Origin of the sequence: Pseudomonas sp. GD04058, from assembly GCF_029836855.1 — a bacterium.
Classification (GTDB): domain Bacteria; phylum Pseudomonadota; class Gammaproteobacteria; order Pseudomonadales; family Pseudomonadaceae; genus Aquipseudomonas; species Aquipseudomonas bharatica.
This window is the reverse complement of the sequence record NZ_JAOECN010000016.1, coordinates 12232-29457: the sequence shown is the minus strand read 5'-3', so window position 1 is coordinate 29457 and position 17226 is coordinate 12232. Positions and strand designations below refer to the sequence as shown.

General features: G+C 63.9%; 12 protein-coding genes. 4 read left to right on the top strand and 8 right to left on the bottom strand.

Annotated features, from left to right (window positions below; all coding sequences use genetic code 11):
• Window positions 1-16 precede the first annotated feature (16 nt).
• Together N7650_RS15090 and N7650_RS15085 are read right to left on the bottom strand one after the other, a co-directional pair.
• A complete protein-coding gene (locus N7650_RS15090) occupies window positions 17-880 on the bottom strand; it encodes a LysR family transcriptional regulator (RefSeq protein WP_279898911.1) in 864 nt (287 codons plus the stop codon).
• Between the two features lie 198 nt (window positions 881-1078).
• The gene (locus tag N7650_RS15085; protein ID WP_279898910.1) at window positions 1079-2563 is read right to left on the bottom strand and encodes an aldehyde dehydrogenase family protein; all 1485 of its coding nucleotides are present in this window, start codon (window positions 2561-2563) and stop codon (window positions 1079-1081) included.
• A gap of 259 nt (window positions 2564-2822) precedes the next feature.
• Between N7650_RS15085 and N7650_RS15080 the strand changes: the two genes are divergently transcribed.
• The 3 genes from N7650_RS15080 (at window position 2823) to N7650_RS15070 (ending at window position 7283) form a co-directional block, all read left to right on the top strand.
• The gene (locus N7650_RS15080; protein WP_279898908.1) at window positions 2823-3992 is read left to right on the top strand and encodes a p-hydroxyphenylacetate 3-hydroxylase oxygenase component; all 1170 of its coding nucleotides are present in this window, start codon (window positions 2823-2825) and stop codon (window positions 3990-3992) included.
• 68 nt (window positions 3993-4060) lie between these two features.
• Window positions 4061-5005, top strand: a complete 945-nt coding sequence (locus N7650_RS15075; protein WP_009408850.1) for a p-hydroxyphenylacetate 3-hydroxylase reductase component — start codon at window positions 4061-4063, stop codon at window positions 5003-5005.
• Window positions 5006-5189: 184 nt separating this feature from the next.
• Window positions 5190-7283: a TonB-dependent siderophore receptor gene (locus N7650_RS15070; RefSeq protein WP_279898907.1), complete on the top strand. Its 2094-nt coding sequence runs from the start codon at window positions 5190-5192 to the stop codon at window positions 7281-7283.
• An 82-nt stretch (window positions 7284-7365) separates the two neighbouring features.
• Here the strand turns inward: N7650_RS15070 and N7650_RS15065 are convergent, their stop codons facing one another.
• Window positions 7366-7755: a VOC family protein gene (locus N7650_RS15065; protein WP_279898906.1), complete on the bottom strand. Its 390-nt coding sequence runs from the start codon at window positions 7753-7755 to the stop codon at window positions 7366-7368.
• A gap of 116 nt (window positions 7756-7871) precedes the next feature.
• On the opposite strand from N7650_RS15065, the gene N7650_RS15060 reads away from it, so the two are divergent.
• Window positions 7872-8693, top strand: coding sequence for a class I SAM-dependent methyltransferase (locus N7650_RS15060; protein WP_279898904.1), 822 nt, complete (start codon window positions 7872-7874; stop codon window positions 8691-8693).
• A 121-nt stretch (window positions 8694-8814) separates the two neighbouring features.
• Here the strand turns inward: N7650_RS15060 and N7650_RS15055 are convergent, their stop codons facing one another.
• The 5 genes from N7650_RS15055 to N7650_RS15035 form a co-directional block, all read right to left on the bottom strand.
• Window positions 8815-10770 carry a DNA topoisomerase III gene (locus N7650_RS15055; RefSeq protein WP_009408843.1) on the bottom strand — a complete coding sequence of 652 codons (1956 nt, stop codon included), beginning with the start codon at window positions 10768-10770 and terminating at the stop codon, window positions 8815-8817.
• A 113-nt stretch (window positions 10771-10883) separates the two neighbouring features.
• On the bottom strand, window positions 10884-11387 hold the full coding sequence (locus tag N7650_RS15050) for a hypothetical protein (RefSeq protein ID WP_009408842.1): 504 nt from the start codon (window positions 11385-11387) through the stop codon (window positions 10884-10886).
• 223 nt (window positions 11388-11610) lie between these two features.
• The gene (locus N7650_RS15045; RefSeq protein ID WP_279898902.1) at window positions 11611-13608 is read right to left on the bottom strand and encodes a hypothetical protein; all 1998 of its coding nucleotides are present in this window, start codon (window positions 13606-13608) and stop codon (window positions 11611-11613) included.
• 21 nt (window positions 13609-13629) lie between these two features.
• Window positions 13630-15312: a thiamine pyrophosphate-binding protein gene (locus tag N7650_RS15040; RefSeq protein WP_279898900.1), complete on the bottom strand. Its 1683-nt coding sequence runs from the start codon at window positions 15310-15312 to the stop codon at window positions 13630-13632.
• Window positions 15309-17078, bottom strand: a complete 1770-nt coding sequence (locus N7650_RS15035; RefSeq protein ID WP_279898899.1) for an FAD-dependent oxidoreductase — start codon at window positions 17076-17078, stop codon at window positions 15309-15311. Before N7650_RS15035 ends, N7650_RS15040 begins: the two co-directional genes overlap by 4 nt.
• Window positions 17079-17226 lie beyond the last annotated feature (148 nt).

The following is a 17226-nucleotide window of genomic DNA, read 5'->3' as shown; positions in this document are numbered from 1 at the left end:
GGCTGGCCAAGGCCGCCTAGATCAGCGGATCCCAGCGTTGCGACCAGTCGCTGTCGCGCGCCACCACCTCGCGCAGCAGGTCGAAGGCCTGCTGCAGCACCTGCGAATCCCGTTCCCTCGGGTACACTAGCCAGGTCGGATAGGGGAATTCCGGTGCCTGCGGCACGCGCTCCAGCACCCCGCGGTCCAGATAGCTCTGCACCACCCGCGTGCGGAAATAACCGCTGCCGCCGTGTTCGAGGATGAACTGCAAGGCCAGCGGCCCGAGGTTGAAGCTGATGTCCGGGCGCGTGCAGTCGGGCAGGGCCTCGTCGTGCAGGCGGCGGAAGGCGTCGCCCCAGTCGATGTAGACGTAAGGCTCGGGTTTGCGCTTGAGCTGGATGCGGATAAGTTTTTCCTCCAGCAGTTGCTCCACCTGCAGGCCGGGGCTGTAGATCGGCTGGTAGACCAGCGCGGCGTCGAGGGTGCCGGCTTCCAGTTTGTTCAGCAGGCTGTCACTGGCGCCGACTTCGCTGCGGATCGCGTGGTGCGGCATCCGTTCATGAAGCACGCTGACCCAGTCGAGCATCAGCGGGTTGCACAGGCTGACTTCGCCGCCGATGCGCAGCACCTGAAGGGAGTTGTCGGTCAGCGGCAGATCGCGCCGAGCCGCTTCCCAGGTGTGCAGCAACTGCTTGGCATAGGGCACGAAGGCCTCGCCGTTGGGCGTCAGGCTGGCGCCGGTGCGGCTGCGGATGAACAGCTGGCTGTCGAGTTGCTGTTCGAGCTTCTGCACCCGGGCGCTGATGGCCGTCTGGGTAACATGCAGGCGCTCGGCAGCAGCGACCAGGCTGCCGCTGCGCACGATTTCAAGGAAGGTCCGGGCCAGCTCGATGTCCATGGGGCAACCTGGAGGAGAGGGGAGCTGGGGATTTTAAGGCTTTTGGAATGAAATGGGATTTTCTGGACATCCCAAAACCTGTGGGAGCTGGCTTGCCGGCGATGAGGCCGGCTTGAACAATGATGGTGTCAGGCCTGACCCTATCGCTGGCAAGCCAGCTCCCACAGGTTCAGCAGTGTCCTTGCTGTTTCGGTTGTGTCAGTAGCGGATCATCACCGATTTCAGCTCGGTGTAATCCTCGATGAACGCCCCGCCGAATTCCCGGCCCACACCCGAGGCCTTGATCCCGCCAAACGGCACCGCCGGGTCCAGCAGGGTATGCATGTTCACCCACAGCGTCCCCGCCTGGATCTGCGGAATCAGGCGCATGGCCTTGCCCAGGTCGTTGGTCCACAGGCTGGCGCTGAGGCCGTAGGGGCTGTCGTTCATCAGTTCGACCAGCTCTTCCTCGGTGTCATAGGGCAGGAAGGTCGCCACCGGGCCGAAGGTTTCCTCGGTCATCAGGCTGTCCTTGGCCGAGTTGGCCAGGATCACGGTCGGCTCGACGTAGCAGCCCGGGCCGTCGATCAACTGGCCGCCATGCAGGATGCTGCAGTTTTCCGCCCGTGCCTTGGCGAACAACTGGCCCAGCTTGGCCTGGTGCTGCTTGTTGGTGACCGGGCCGAACTCGGCGCTTTCGTCCAGCGGCGAGCCGATCTTCAATTGGCTCAGGCGTTCGCACAGGCGCTGGGTGATGGCATGGATCTGCGAGCGGTGCACATAGAAGCGCTCGGCTGCCGCGCAGATCTGCCCGGAGTGCAGGAAGCCCGCCTCGATGATGCCATTGACCGCTTCTTCCACGTCTACGTCCGGCAGGAAGCCGGCGGCGTTCTTGCCGCCCAGTTCCAGGGTCGCGCGGGTCAGGTTGGCGGCCATGGCTGTCTGGCCCACGGCCAGGCCGGTGGGCACCGAGCCGGTGAAGGAAACCTTATCGGTGTGCGGATGCTCGATCAGCGCCTTGCCCACGCCGCCGGCGCCGGTGACCACGTTCAGCGCGCCGGCCGGCAGTCCGGCTTCGATTGCCAGCTCGGCGATGCGCAGGATGGTCAGCGGGGTGAACTCGCTGGGCTTGATTACCACGCTGCAACCGGTGACCAGCGCCGAGGCCAGTTTCCAGATGGCGATCATGGTCGAGAAATTCCACGGCACGATGCCTACCACCACGCCGACTGGCTCGCGCAGGGTGAAGGCGGTGTATTTCTCGCCGTTGAACGAGGGCAGCGACGGGGTGATGGTTTCGCCGCTGATCTTGGTCGCCCAGCCGGCGTAGTAGCGCAGGAAGTGCGCGGCCTGGTCGACCTCGAAATTGCGCGAGATCTGGATGAGCTTGCCCGATTGCAGGGTTTCGATCTGCGCCAGTTCCTCGCGGTTGCGTTCCAGCAGGTCGGCCAGTTTCAGCAGCACTGCGCCGCGTACTGCGGGCGCCGCTGCCGACCATTGGGCGAAGCCTTTGCGCGCCGAGGCCACCGCGGCATCGATATCCGCCGTGCTGGCCTCGCCAACGCGGCTGATGACTTCGCCGCTGGCCGGATCGATGACGTCCAGCTTGCGCCCGCCGGCGGCGGGCTGGGCGCGGCCGTCGATGAACAGGCCGTGATCACGCTGGAGGAAAGCCTGGACGGAGGGCAGAAGGGAAATGCTCATGTCGGATGTACCTGTGCAAAGAGGCAAAACCGCACCCTAGCGCAGCCTCGGGGGTGGGACTTGACTGTGCCTGCCACGCCGACATGACCGGGTCTGCCACGGGCGTGGCAGTCAGGAGGGCTGCGCCATGAAAAGTACAATCTTGTCTGTGGAAGGTGCATTTCCAGCGGATTGTCCGGCTCCCATACTGGCTCCGAATCCGCCGCTACCGCTGCCGCTGGCAGGTGGGCCGGACATCCAATAATAAGCAGGACCTCCCATGAAAAAGCCAAACCCGTTGCTCGAAGACCTCAGGTCGGTACTGCCGGCCATCGCTGCCAACGCCTCCCGTGCCGAAAAGGAACGCATGGTTCCCGCCGAGAACATCGCCCTGCTCAAGGGCATCGGCCTGCATCGAGCTTTCCAGCCCAAGGCCTGGGGCGGCATGGAAATCTCCCTGCCCGAGTTCACCGATTGCATCGCGCTGCTGGCCGGCGCCTGCGCCAGCACCGCCTGGGCCATGAGCCTGCTGTGCACCCATAACCATCAGTTGGCGATGTTCCCGGCCAGGCTTCAGGAAGAGATCTGGGGCGTGGATCCGGACCACACCGCGTCCAGCAGCATTGCGCCGTTCGGTCGGGTCGAGGAGGTCGAGGGGGGGCTGCTGTTCAGTGGCGAAATGGGCTGGAGCAGCGGCTGCGACCATGCCGAATGGGCCATCGTCGGTTGCCGTCGGGCCAACGCCGAAGGCACCCAGGACTACTGCTTCGCCGTGCTGCCGCGCAGCGACTACGAGATCCGCGATGACTGGTTCGCCGCCGGCATGAAGGGCAGTGGCACCAAGACCCTGGTCATCGACAAGGCCTTCGTCCCCGAGCACCGTATCCAGAAAGCCAAGGACATGATGGAAGGCAAGTCCGCCGGCTTCGGTCTGTACCCGGACAGCAAGATCTTCTACACCCCGTACCGCCCTTACTTCGCCGTCGGTTTCGCCACTGTCAGCCTGGGGATCGCCGAGCGCATGCTCGAGGTTTTCCGCGAGAAGACCAAAAACCGCGTACGTGCCTACACCGGCGCCAGCGTCGGTGCCGCGACGCCCGCGTTGATGCGCCTGGCCGAGTCGACCCACCAGGTCGCCGCTGCCCGCGCCTTCCTCGAGAAGACCTGGCAGGATCACGCCGAGCATGGCGCGCGCAAGGAGTACCCGAGCCGCGAGACCCTGGCCTTCTGGCGTACCAACCAGGCCTACGCGGTGAAAATGTGCATCCAGGCCGTGGATCGCCTGTACGAGGCCGCCGGCGGTACCGCCTGGTTCGAAAGCAACGAGCTGCAGCGCCTGTGGCGCGACTCGCACATGACCGGCGCCCATGCCTACACCGACTATGACGTCTGCGCGCAGATCCTCGGTCGTGAGCTGATGGGCCTGCAGCCTGACCCGAGCATGGTCTAAGTCCGGATTTTTTCTCTCTCGCATAACAACAATCACGGCTGCCCTGTGCGGCAGCCGGGGAGTCTTGCATGTCTGCAGAAACTGCCGCGGCCTTCGACAGCCGCGCCTTCCGCCGCGCCCTGGGCAACTTCGCCACTGGCGTTACCGTAGTCACCGCCGACGATGGCCGGGGCAACAAGGTGGGCGTTACCGCCAACAGCTTCAACTCGGTGTCCCTCGATCCGCCGCTGATCCTCTGGAGCCTGGACAAGCGCTCCAGCAGCCTGGCGACCTTCGATGCGGCCAGCCATTTCGCCGTGAACATCCTCGCGGCGGACCAGATCGACCTGTCCAACAACTTCGCCAAGCCGCGTGACGACCGTTTTGCCGGGATCGCGCACCAGCCGGGGGCCGGCGGGGCGCCGATCCTCATGGACTGCTCGGCCAACTTCCAGTGCGAGAAGTACCAGATGGTCGACGGTGGCGATCACTGGATCATGATCGGTAAGGTCGTGGCCTTCGAGGATTGCGGGCGTTCACCGTTGCTGTACCACCAGGGTGCTTACTCGATGGTGCTGCCGCATACGCGAATGACCCGTCGCGAGGAAGGGCAGCCGCCGAGTAGCCACTTCCAGGGGCGCTTGAGCCATAACCTGTACTACCTGATGACCCAGGCGCTGCGCGCCTATCAGGCCGGGTACCAGCCGCGCCAGCTTTCCAGCGGCCTGCGTACCAGCGAAGCGCGGATGCTCATGGTGCTGGAGAACGATGCCGGCCTGAGCCTGGCCGACCTGCAACGCGAAGTGGCGATGCCGGCGCGGGAGATCGACGAGGCGGTGGCCAACCTGACCCGCAAGGGGCTGGTGAGTGGTAGCGAGGAGGGCGGCAATGTGCGCCTGACCTCCAATGGCGTGGAGCAGACCGAGGCGCTGTGGAGCATTGCCAAGGAACAGCAGGACAAGGTGTTCGGGCAGTTCAGTGAAGAGCAGATCGAGAATTTCAAGACGGTGCTCAAGGCTGTGATTCGCGGGTGAATCTGATGGCCTCATCGCTGGCAAGCCAGCTCCCACAGTGATCTGTGCCGCGGACATTGTGGGAGCTGGCTTGCCAGCGATGAGGCCCTTGAGCCTTGCAAGAAAATCCAATCCCCCACAAACCCGAAGGTGTCTTTTTGTATCTGAATTGTTATGTTATTACGTCAACAATTCAGGTGCCCCCATGAACACCCCGCTCACCACACTTTCCCTCGGCCTTTCCGCCAGCCTGTTCGGCCTGCCCGCCCTTGCCCAGGAGCCGGTTCTGCTCGACGCCCTGACCATCAGCGAACGCCAGATCGAAGAACGCGCCGACGGCCCTGTCCAGGGTTATCGCGCCACCCGTTCGGCCACTGCGACGAAAACCGACACCGATATCCGCGACACGCCGCAGGCCATCAGCGTGGTTCCCGCCCAGGTGCTGCAAGACCTCAACACCACCCGCATCGACCGCGCCCTCGATTTTGCCGGTGGCGTCTCCCGGCAGAACAACTTCGGTGGCCTGACCTTCCTCAACTACAGCGTGCGCGGCTTCACCACGGGCGAGCTGTACAAGAACGGCTTCGCCATCAACCGCGGCAGCTACAGTGCGCCGGATACCTCCACCATCGAACGCATCGAAGTGCTCAAGGGGCCCGCCGCCAGTCTCTATGGGCGGGGCGACCCAGGCGGCCTGGTGAATATCGTCGGCAAGAAGCCCCAGGCCGAGGCCTTCAGCACCTTCAAGGCCAGCGCCGGCAGTTGGGACCGCTATCGCAGCAGCCTCGACGTCAACACGCCGCTGGACGAGGAGGGGCGGGTGCTGTCCCGGGTGAACCTGGCGCTGGAGGACAACGGCAGCTTCCGCGACCATGTCGACAGCCGCCGCGCCATCGTCAGTCCGTCCCTGAGCTGGCAACTGACCCCAGACACGCTGTTGTCCCTCGACAGCGAATTCTCCCGCACCGAATCGGTATTCGACCGGGGTATCCCGGCGGTGAACAACGAACTGGGCCCGGTCTCCCGTTCGACCTTCCTTGGCGAGCCCAACGACGGTCATATCCGCAATGACAACCAGACCCTGGACCTGGCGCTGGAGCATTACCTCGACGACAACTGGAAACTGCGCCTGGCCAACCACTACACCCAGGGCACCCTGCGCGGAAACAGTTCGGAAACCTCGCGGGTGGTGGGTGATCGCATCAGCCGCTTCTACCGCGAGCGGAACTTCGAGTGGAACGACAACATCACCCAGGCCGAGCTGCACGGGCAGTTCGAATTCCTCGGCTGGCAGCACCAGAGTCTCGTCGGCCTGGAGTACGAGAACTACCGCAACAGCCAGAAGTATCCGCAAAGCGTGACCGGCTTCGGCTACGGGCTCGACATCTACAACCCGGTGTACGGCCAGGCCAAGCCACCTTTGGTGAATGCCAATGACTTCTTCGAGCACACCGAAAGCTATGCGTTGAACCTGCAAGACCAGATCGCCTTTACCGACCGCCTGCGCGGGTTGGTCGGGGTGCGCCTGGAGCGGGTCGAGCAGACGGCGCTGAACCGCACGACCCGGGTCAGCAACAGCCAGGAGAAGGATGTCGCCACGCCACGTGTCGGCCTGCTGTATCAGGTGACCCCGCAAATAGGCGTGTTCGCCAATGCTTCCACCTCGTTCAAGCCCAATACCATCGGCACGCGCGGGCAGGTGTACAAGCCGGAGAAGGGTATCGGTTATGAAACCGGGTTGAAGCTGGACCTGTTCGACAGCCGCGTCGGTGCGACCCTGGCACTGTTCCACATCGACAAGGAAAACGTCATTACCACCGATGCCTTCGGCGACAGCATCGCGGCGGGCAAGGCGCGTAGCCAGGGTGTGGACCTGCAGTTCAGCGGACAGGTGACGGATGCAGTGCGGGTGATCGGCGGCTATGCCTACATCGACGCCGAAGTGACCAAGGGCGATGCAAGCCTGCCCAAGGGCAGCGATCTGCTGGGCATTCCGCGGCACAGTGGCAGCGTGATGGCGGTATATGAGTTCCAGGACGGGGCGTTGCGCGGCTCCGACTTCGGCGCCTCGGCGAACTATGTCGGCGACCGCTCGGGGCAGGCGGGAAGCAGCTTCAGGCTGCCGTCGTACAGCACGGTCGATCTGCTGGCTCACTACAAGGCCAGTGAACAACTGACCCTCGGGCTGAACCTGAACAACCTGTTCGACCGCAAGTACTACGAGCGCGGGTACAACCTGGCGTGGAACATGCCGGGCGAGCCGCGCAACCTGAGCCTGAGCCTGGCTTATTCGATGTAGTGGTCCTTGAGGGCCTCATCGCAAGCGCCGCAGACCCTGTGGGAGCTGGCTTGCCAGCGATGAGGCCCTCAAGACCAACACGTCAACCCACGGCAGTGCACAACTCGACCAGAATCCCCGCCGGACACCTGACCCACGACACCGTCTGCCCCCAGGGCTTCACCTGCGGCGCCTTCAGCTCCACCGCCCCGGCCGCCAGTGCCCGGGCATGGGCCGCCGGTACATCCTCGGTCACCAGTCCGATCTCCATCCCCAGTGGCCGCTGGCTTTCACTCGCCGCCAGCACGCCACCCTCGAAATTCATCTCACCCAGTTCCAGCGAAGCGAAGGCGAGGGTGGTTGCGCCGGTTTCCAGCTCGCCATAATCCCCCGACTCATGCAGGAAGCGTTGCTGCAAGCCGAAGGTCTGCTGGAAAAATCGCAACGATGCCGCTACATCGGCGACATAAGCGATGGTGTAACCCAGTTTCATGCTGTTCCTCCTTGATGATGACGCCGACGTTATACCGCACTGCGGCATCCAGCACATTGCCACTGTCGAACGAGCGCACTATCTTGGCGCACGGACCTGGACCAAAGGAGCTGACCATGGCCGATTCACTTGCCCTCAACAAAGCCAGCTGGGACGAGCGCGCGCCGTTGCACGCGGCGTCGGGCGACTACGAGGTGGCGGCATTCGTCGCCGACCCTGCGCACCTCTCGGAAGTGGTGCGCTTCGATTTGCCGCTGCTGGGGGATATCGCCGGCCTGCGTGGCCTGCATCTGCAATGCCATATCGGTACCGACACCCTGTCCCTGGCCCGCCTTGGCGCGCAAATGACCGGGCTGGATTTTTCCGCGCGTTCGCTGGAACAGGCGCGGGCCCTGGCCGGGCGTTGCGCCACGCACATCGAGTACGTCGAAGCCGAGGTCTACGCGGCCTGCTCGGTGCTGCCGGCTGCCTCGTTCGACCTGCTCTATACCGGCATCGGCGCCCTGTGCTGGCTGCCGGACATCCAGCGCTGGGCCGGGACCGTGGCGACCCTGCTCAAGCCGGGCGGGCGACTGTTCCTGCGCGAGGGCCATCCGATGCTGCTGGCCCTGAACGAGGATCATCAGGACCGGCTGGTGGTGGAATACCCATACTTCGAACGGCCCGAGCCGACGGTATGGATCAGTGACCAGACCTACGTCAGCACCGACGCCAGCCTGGTCAATACCGAAACCCATGAATGGAACCACGGGCTGGGCGAGGTGGTGAGTGCCTTGATCAGCCAAGGGCTGCGGGTCACCGGGCTCGTGGAGCACGACAGCATTCCCTGGGAAGCGCTGCCGGGGCAGATGAGCCGGCGGGACAATGGGGAATGGCAGCTGGACAAGCAGCCCTGGCGGTTGCCGTTGAGCTACACCTTGCAGGCGGTCAAGGAGTAAGGCTTTGGCTTGATGGTGTTGCTGATGGCCCTATCGCTGGCAAGCCAGCTCCCACAGGTATGGCTTACACCGGACCTGTGGGAGCTGGCTTGCCAGCGATGAGGCCATAAGCAACACCCCATCAACTCCCAGCCTTCTTCACCCTCGGCTTGCGCACCCGCTTCACCCCATCCTTCGCCGCAGTACCCGCCTTGCGCTTCTTCTTCCAAGGCGATCCACCCCGCCCGGCCGGAGTTGCCGGCCCGGAAATCCGCAACTGCATCCCTGCACAGCGCTCCACCTGCTTGCTCATCCACGCCGACTGTTTCGCGACGAAGGTCTCCAGGCTCATTTCCCCGCTTTGCACCATATCCAGCGCCTGCTCCCAGATCGCCGTGGTACCCGGGTCGGCAATTGCCCGCGGCACCGCGTCGATCAGGCTGAAGGCCGCCGGCGTGGCGTTCAGGGCCTTGCCGTTCTTCACCAGGTAACCACGATCGAGCAGGCCCTGGATGATCCCGGCCCGGGTCGCCTCGGTGCCGATGCCCGTGGTTTCCTTGAGCTTCTGCTTGAGGCGCGGGTCTTCCACCAGCTTGGCGACGTTCTTCATCGCCTTGATCAGGTCGCCTTCGGTGAAGGGCTTGGGCGGCTGGGTCCAGAGGTCTTTCAGTTGCAGATCGCGCACCTCGCACCATTGGCCCTTGCTTAACGCCGGCAGCACTTGCGCTGCTGGCGCCTCCCGGCCCTTTGGCGGCGTCAGTGCTTCCGGCAAGGCCCGCCGCCAGCCCGGCTCGACGATCTGCTTGCCCACGGCCCGCAACGCCTGGCCGGCACAGTCGAAATCCGCCTGGGTGCGGTCGTATTCGTGGTTGGGCAGGAATTGCGCCAGGTAGCGCGCGCGGATCAGGGTGTAGACCGCCTTGGCCTTGCCCGGCAGGCGGTTGGGGTCGAGCGCCGCCGCGGTGGGGATGATGCCGTGGTGGGCGCTGACCTTGGCGTCGTTCCACGCCCGCGAGCGGCGCTGGGCCTGAAGGTGCGGCTGCAAGGGCGCCAGTGATGGGTCGGCCCGACCGAGCGCGGCGAGAATCGCCGGCGCCTCGCTGTGCTGGCTCAGTGGCAGGTAGCCACAATCACTGCGCGGGTAGGTGATGACCTTATGGGTTTCGTACAGCGATTGGGCGATGTCGAGGGTCTCCTGGGCGCCGAGCCCCAGCTTCTTCGAGCAGACCTCCTGCAGGGTACCGAGGTCGAAGGGCAGGGGAGCCGCCTCGCGGACCCGCTCGGTCTTCACCTCGATAACCTGCGCCGTGCCCGCCGCCTGCATCGCTGCGGCGGCCTGTTGCGCCAGTTCGTGCTTCAGGCAGCGGCCCTGGTCGTCGCACACATCGTCCGGCGCGCGCCATTGCGCGGTGAACAGTGTGCCAGCGCTGTCCAGTTGCACATCGATGGCCCAGAACGGCACCGGGACGAAATCGGCGATGCTGCGGTCGCGGTCCACCACCAGTCGCAGGGTCGGGGTCTGCACCCGGCCCACCGGCAGCACGCCCTGGTAGCCGGACTGGCGGCCGAGCAGGGTGAACAGGCGGCTCATGTTCATGCCGATCAGCCAGTCGGCGCGGGAGCGGCCCAGGGCCGAATGGTACAGGCTGAAGGTTTCGGCACCGGGCTTGAGCGCAGCCAGGGCCTTGCGGATCGAGGCATCGTCCAGCGCCGACAGCCACAGGCGGCGGATCGGCCCGCGGTAACGGCAATGTTCCACCAGCTCGCGGGCGATCATCTCGCCTTCGCGGTCGGCGTCGGTGGCGATCACCAGCTCGGCGGCTTCGCCCAGCAGGCGCTTGACGGCCTTGTACTGGCTGGCGGTCTTGGGCTTGACCTGCATCTTCCACTTCTCCGGCACGATCGGCAGGTCGGCCAGCACCCAGCGCTTGTAGCGCGCGTCGTAGGCGTCGGGCGGCGCGGTTTCCAGCAGGTGACCGATGCACCAGGTCACCGTCACCCCGCTGCCCACCCAGCAGCCATCCCCGCGCCGGCTGGCACCGAGGACTTTGGCGATATCCTTGGCCTGGGAGGGCTTTTCGCAGAGAAACAGGCGCATGGGGAAGGGAGGCATCCTGGGGAACGAGGTTCCCTAGGATGCGCAGGAAATGAAAGGGTAGCAAGGATTATCTGTATGGATATACAGCTTTGTCGTCAGCCACGGCTTTTCGACTAATACAGAACCGGATAAAAGCATCTGGCTTTGCCTCCCGACGTGCACTGGTTGCACTCCTGGCTGGCGGCCTTGATCACAGTCGCGTCCCTTTCGCTTTTGGCCGCAGCTGATTTAGCAGCAAGGGCGTCTCTCTGTTTAAGCCATTCTTCGTAGCTAATGTTCCCACGAGGCTCCACCACAACTTCGTACTGTAGCTGCTGCAATGTGTTGCTGACTTCGGGGCAGGCTACGCTGTCATAGCAGAAATTGTTATGATAGGAGGCTTTTGTGCCAGAGCTCATGCCATTGGTGATCAGTTTATCCTTGCACCGCTGAAGGTCGTCGTCGATTTTGTCGCCTGGGTATTGACAGGTAGCGTTGCTGCATACCAGGCCAGCAGCACAGACCGATCCCTTGGTACATGCGCCTCCAACGGATACGCCTGCGTAGGTTGACGGGGTATGAAGGGCGAAGCAGGTGCCCAAGGCAATGAAAAGTGAGGTAACGAACCGTTTGTTCATAGTTGATCTCCTATACACCGGGAATGGCGCCCCGGTGAGTGGGAAATACGCGTCTACAAACAAACTTCAAACCGCGTAGGGTTTGGTTGAAGTCGGAAATAACGCTGTGAATACCGCCAGGAATGCTTACGACACCCTGGCAGATACTTGAAAAGTTAGTACAGGCGGTTCTCTTGTCAAATTGCTGATCGGGGGGCCGCCAGGCGGCTCCCCGAGTTAGCTTCTAAGGCCTCGCACTCACCGTCGCATTGCGCCACGCAGTCGCCAGCTTCTGCTCCAGCTCCGCACTCACCGGTTTCTTCTGCGCCTCCAGGCTCAGCTTCAACCCGTTCAACGATCTGCCGCTCAAGCGGTTCTCGCTCAGGTCCTCGGTAAACACCCGCTCCGCATCCAGCGCCTTGCCCTGGGCCAGGTACGCATAGCCGAGCGACTCGCGCACCGTGTAGTACCAGTCCGGCGGTTCGTTGTACCAGAGCCCGTCCTGTACTTCGACGGCCTTGCGCCATGCCGCGAGGATCTGTGCGTTGTTGTCGCCCTTCAGTTGCGCGAGGTCATCAGCCAGGACCTTGGCGAGGTCGCCGACGGCGCCGGCACTGGTTTTCTGCACGTCAGCCAACGACAGCGTGTTGCCGGTCGCCGCCTGCGCCTTGTTGAACAGAATCAGGTTGGCCAGGCGCAATAGGTCCACTGCCTTGTTGTTGCCGTAGCTGAGCCCGGTCTTTTCGGTTTCATTGAGTACGTCGCGGGTGGTCGTCCAGAAACCGTTCAGCGCCTGCACCGCCTTGCCGCTTTCTTGCGTGCCGTCCAGGGCCTGGTAGGCCCGGGCGTAGCGCTGCATGATCCGCGTGTAGGGCATGGTCAGCGTCTCCCAGCCCCCTGTGCTGGCCTTGCAGGTGGCATTGATTTTCGCCAGCCCGTCCTTGACCTGCTGGTCGAAGCCATCGAGCTTGTCCCACGCCTGGAAGCGCACGGCGTAGTAGTAGGGCACGGCATAGAAGTAGTCGGACTTGGTCTTGAGTTCGGTTGGATACTTCTCGCAGAGGAACTTCACCGAAGCGTTTTCGGTGGTGTTGTCCACCAGTTCGCTGGCCATGTTCAGCGCTTCGTTCCTGCGCCCTTCGATGGACAGGGTCCAGGTCAGGAAGTGGATGTTGTGCCCCAGGTAGTGCAGCAGGTACGGGCTCTCCGGCTGGATTTCGCGCCCATAGGCGCGGTCCACCGAGATCGCCGCGTAGTTGGTGGCACTGGACAGCGCGTTGTTGCCGGTGCGCTGGTAGATGTGCGAGGCCATGTGGATAAGGTGGCCCACCGCCGGGTTGAGGGTGCGGAAGCGCTCGGCCATGGGCATGCCGCTGTCGGGGAATGGCGATTCCTCGATGGCGTGGATGAAGAAGTGGTTTGCGCCGGAGTGGTTCTGGTCCTGCACCAGCACGCGGTTGAGCACCTCAAGGGCGTCGGCGGCTTCATCCGTGGGCTTGACCGCATCGGACGTGGCTTCGCTGCCTTTCCACCATTTCCACGGGTCGATGTTGAGCAGGGCATCGGCGTACAGGGCGGCGGCGTCGAGGTCGTCGAAGTAGTCGTTGGAGAGCCCTTTCATCTCGGCCACGTAGCGTTTCTTGCCGTCCGCCGACAGGGTGACCTGGTCACCCTTGACGTCGTACTGGCTGAGGAACGCCTTGGCATAGCGTGCTTCGCGCTTGACCTGCGCCTCGGTGAATCCGGCAGGAATGCTTTGCACGCGCCGATCGGCATGCTGTCGCGCCATGTTCACCGCCAGGAACGCCAGTTGATCGCAGCCCTCGGTGGCGTCGGTATTGATGTTCGAGCTGGCCGACAGGGCGATGCCCCAGAGCGGCATCGCCGACTTCTCGTCGAGTACGTAAGCCTGGTAGAAGGTGCGGATCGCCTCGCTGAAGTTGAAGCCGTATTGCAGGGCCATGCCCTGGCTGTAGAAGGCCTGGATCTTCTCGTTGTCGCCCACTGACACCAGGTCGTAGCGCGTTCCGCCCAGGCCGGAGAGCAGATGGTCCTGGCGGGTGTCCTTCGAGCTGACGCACAGCTCCAGCGCCTGTTGCAGCGGGGTGTTGTCGGGCAGTTTGGTGAAGGTCTTGCCTTGCGGGCCTGCGTCGCCGTGTCCACCGTGAGCGATGGCGTTGAGCGGCAACGAGGCCAGCAGTGCGCAGGCTACCGCCGTGCGCACGCTGGTGATTCTTTCCATGAACGGGTTCCTGTGTCCTTGTCAGTCTTCGGCCAGACGCTTGATCTGTGCCGCCAGGTCTTTCTCGGGGATCTTCACTTCCACCAGCGCCGGCCGGTCGCCTATCGCCAGCAGTTTCGGCAGCAGCGCCTGCAACTCGCCGACCGTCGTCACCTGATAGCCAAGCGCGCCGTAGCCCTGGGCCAGGGCCCGGTAGTCGAGGCTCGGCAGGGTATCGAACGGGGCGAACTGGCCATCCGCGTCGAACGCCTTGATATCGACGAACGCCTGCTCGATGGCATACACCTGGTTGCTCATGACGAAGACGATGGCGTTGACCTTGTTGCGCGCCAGCGCCGCCAGGGACTGGCTGACCATCATGAAGCCGCCGTCGCCGGCGACCACGACCGGCCGCCGCCCGCTGCCCAGCGCCAGGCCCAGGGCGCAGCCGGTTTCGTGGCCGAGCGAGCCCCAGATGGCATCGGAGAGGAAGCCGTTGCGCGGCATGTCCTGGATGTTGCTGGCCACATACAGCGACGAGCTTTCACCGAGGATCAGCGTGCTGCTGTCCCACAGCCGATGCTCCCTGGCGAAGTCCACCAGGCTGGCGAAGAAGCTCTGGTAGCTGAGCGCGTCGCCGGGGCCGCCGGCGGCGAGCAGGGCCGGATGGCGGGGCAGGAATAGATCCTTGCGCGGGAAACGCGGGTCCAGGTCGAAGGCCTTGAGCAGGCTGTCGACGTAATCCGGCAGGCGCACGTTGGGGTAATACTCGGCGCCGGTGCGGGCCAGGTCGCAGTTGACCTGGATGATCTGCTCGAAGCGCTTGCCCAGCAGGTCCAGGTAGTCGTCGGTGAAAATCACTCCGATGGCCAGGATGCAGTCGGCATCCAGCACCTGGGGCGAGGTTTCCAGGCGCGAGGCCGGGCCGGCATAGGTGCCGATGAACGGCGCCTGGCTTTCGTCGAGAACGGTCTTGGCGTCGAGGGTGGTGCTGAACGGCAACTGGCAGCCATCGATCAGCCGTTGCACGGCGTCCTGCAGGCCATAGCGCATGACTTCCACGCCCAGCAGCACCAGCGGTTTCTTCGCTTCGGCCAGGCGCTTGACGCTGTTGTCCACCAGCAGCTTGAGCGCGTCCGGGTTGGAGGGCCGTGGCGCAGGGCTCAGGGTGCCTTGCGGCTGCGAACATTCCAGGCCCCAGACGTCCTTCCACGCCTCCAGGTACACCGGCTGGCGATGGGTGATGGCGGCGATCAGCGCGCTGTCGATCTGCCAGGGCGCCTGGCGCGCGTCGGAGATGATCTCGCAGGCCACGGTAACCTGCTCCAGCACATTGCGATCGGCCTCGAAGTTGCCGGTCGAATGGTGGAACAGCACATGCTGCTGGCGTGCCCGCTCGCGGTTCTGGGTGGACGGGCTGGCGGAAATCACCACCACCGGGGCGCGTTCGACGAAGGAACCGGCGATGGCGTTGACCGCGCTGAAGGTGCCCACGCCATATTGCAGGGAGACGGCGCCGATGCCGTGCACCCGGGCATAGCCGTCGGCGGCGTAGGCGGCGCCCATTTCATAGACTTCGCCCACCGCGTCAATGCCGTCGAAGGCTTCCAGGGCATTCATGAAGTTGGACACGTAGTCCCCGGGCACCTGGAAGACCTTGGTCAGGCCCAGTTCCTTCAGACGGGTCAGCAGGTAGTCGGCAACGGTGAAAGGTGCGCTGCTCATGCTTTGATCCCCGTGTAGGCGAACTCGGTGACTTCGGTCAGGGTCTTCTTGCAGTGGGTGCAGGCCAGGGCCGGCGGATTGTCGATATCGACCGGCGCCGGGGCGGGCAGCAACTGGTAGGCCTCGGGCAGCCAGGCCGGACGGGGCAGGCCGAAGAAGTCCTGCAGGGTGGATTCGGCGGTGGTCAGTGCGCCTTCGACCCAACCCTGGCCGTAGGAATAGGCTTCACCGACGATGTACACCTCCTGCTCCTGCACCGGATGGCGCATGCGCTGGATGATCAGGTCGAGGCGGTAGTTGGCCTTCCATTCGTGCCAGCCGCCGCCGAACGGGTCTGCATCCCAAGCGTGGTAGACCGCCGAATAGGGCGCCGGCAGTTCGATCTGGTCGTGCAGCGAGGTGACCTGGCGCTGGGCGATGCGCACCATCTCCTCGCTGATCTGGTACTGCATCTTCGGCACCACTTCATTGGCATCGACGCGGCCCTGCAGGCTTTTCGGCTGGTAGCCCTCGAACGGCGCGCCGTCCTCCAGGCCCTTCCAGAACGGCACGGTGCCGATGTCGTTGTAGGAGGCCATCAGCAGCGAGTTGAGGGTTTTCTCGCCGCCGTCCTGCTCGCACTCGGTGCCCATGTAGTAGCACTGGCGGATCGGCAGGTCGGTAACCGAGCGCCCGGCCACCAGGCCCTGGCTGCGCCACCAGGGTTGCTCGTAGGCGAGGAACAGCTTGAAGGCCGACTGCACCAGTACCGAGTCGATGTTCTCCTTCAGCCACGGGTCGTCGAACAGTGGTGACTGGATCAGTTCCAGGGAGCGGCGCGGCAAGGCCAGGATCACCTGGCGGGCGTGGATGATTTCCTCGGCACCGGGCACGTCGCTGGTCTTGCCGTCGACGGTGCGGGTGGCCTGGAAGTGCAGGCGGTAGGGGTACTCGGTGTCGTCGCTGAACTGCACCGAGGCCAGGCGGCGGTTCATGCGGATGCGCTGCTCGCCCGGGATCAACCCGCCCGGCACCTCGGCGAAGCGTTGGGCCAGGGCCAGCGGCAAGGCCTGGAAGCCTTTCTTGAGGGTCAGGAAGATGGTCTTGTCGCTGTATTCGGTGGCGGGCAACTGGGTTACCGCGCTGGCGTTAGCCACGTTGGCCTCGTAGCCGCCGGCGTCCTTCATGAACTGGTAGCCCTCGTTGCTCAGCACGCGGTAGAGCAGGTCCCAGAAGCCATAGCGCCAGATCTCCTTGCCGAACACCTTGACTTGCATCTGCTCGGCCAGGCTGAGCTTGTCGAAGCCTGGGTAGATGTTGTTCATCACCTTGACCTGCAGGTCCTCGGGGCCGAAACCGCGTTCGGACCACGCCAGTTTGTAGGGGATCTTGTCCGGGGCTTCGGTGAAGTCACGCAGGCGGAAGCGTTCGCCGCGCAGATAGAACAGGTTGTCCTTGGCACCGACCGGATCCTTTTCCGGCAGGTTGCTGCCCATGGGGAAGTTCTTGCTCTCCAGCTTGAGCTCGCCGACCAGCTTGTCGACCATCACGTGGCCGCCGGTATTGTCTTTGGTGGCCGGCATCCAGCGCATGCCGCCGACTTCGGCGACGACGTTGGGCAGGCCGGGCAGGTTGATACTGAAGAGACGCCCGCCGATGCGGTCGCTGTATTCGAACAACTGGATGCGTTGATGATCGCCTTGTGCTTCTTGCAGGCGCCAAGCGCTGTAGGTCCCTGATACGCCGCCGCCGATGATGGCGACATCCAATGGCTGGGTCTGGCTCATCGCAAATATCCCTATGTTGTTGTGGGCAAGGAATTCCGTGCGGGAGCCAGTATCGACGAGGTTTTCGTTAATGCCAATCTGCCATTACGGAAAATGTTGTCGGCATTGGCTGAAACGGTGAACCCCAATGAATCCGGGGGTTTCCCGG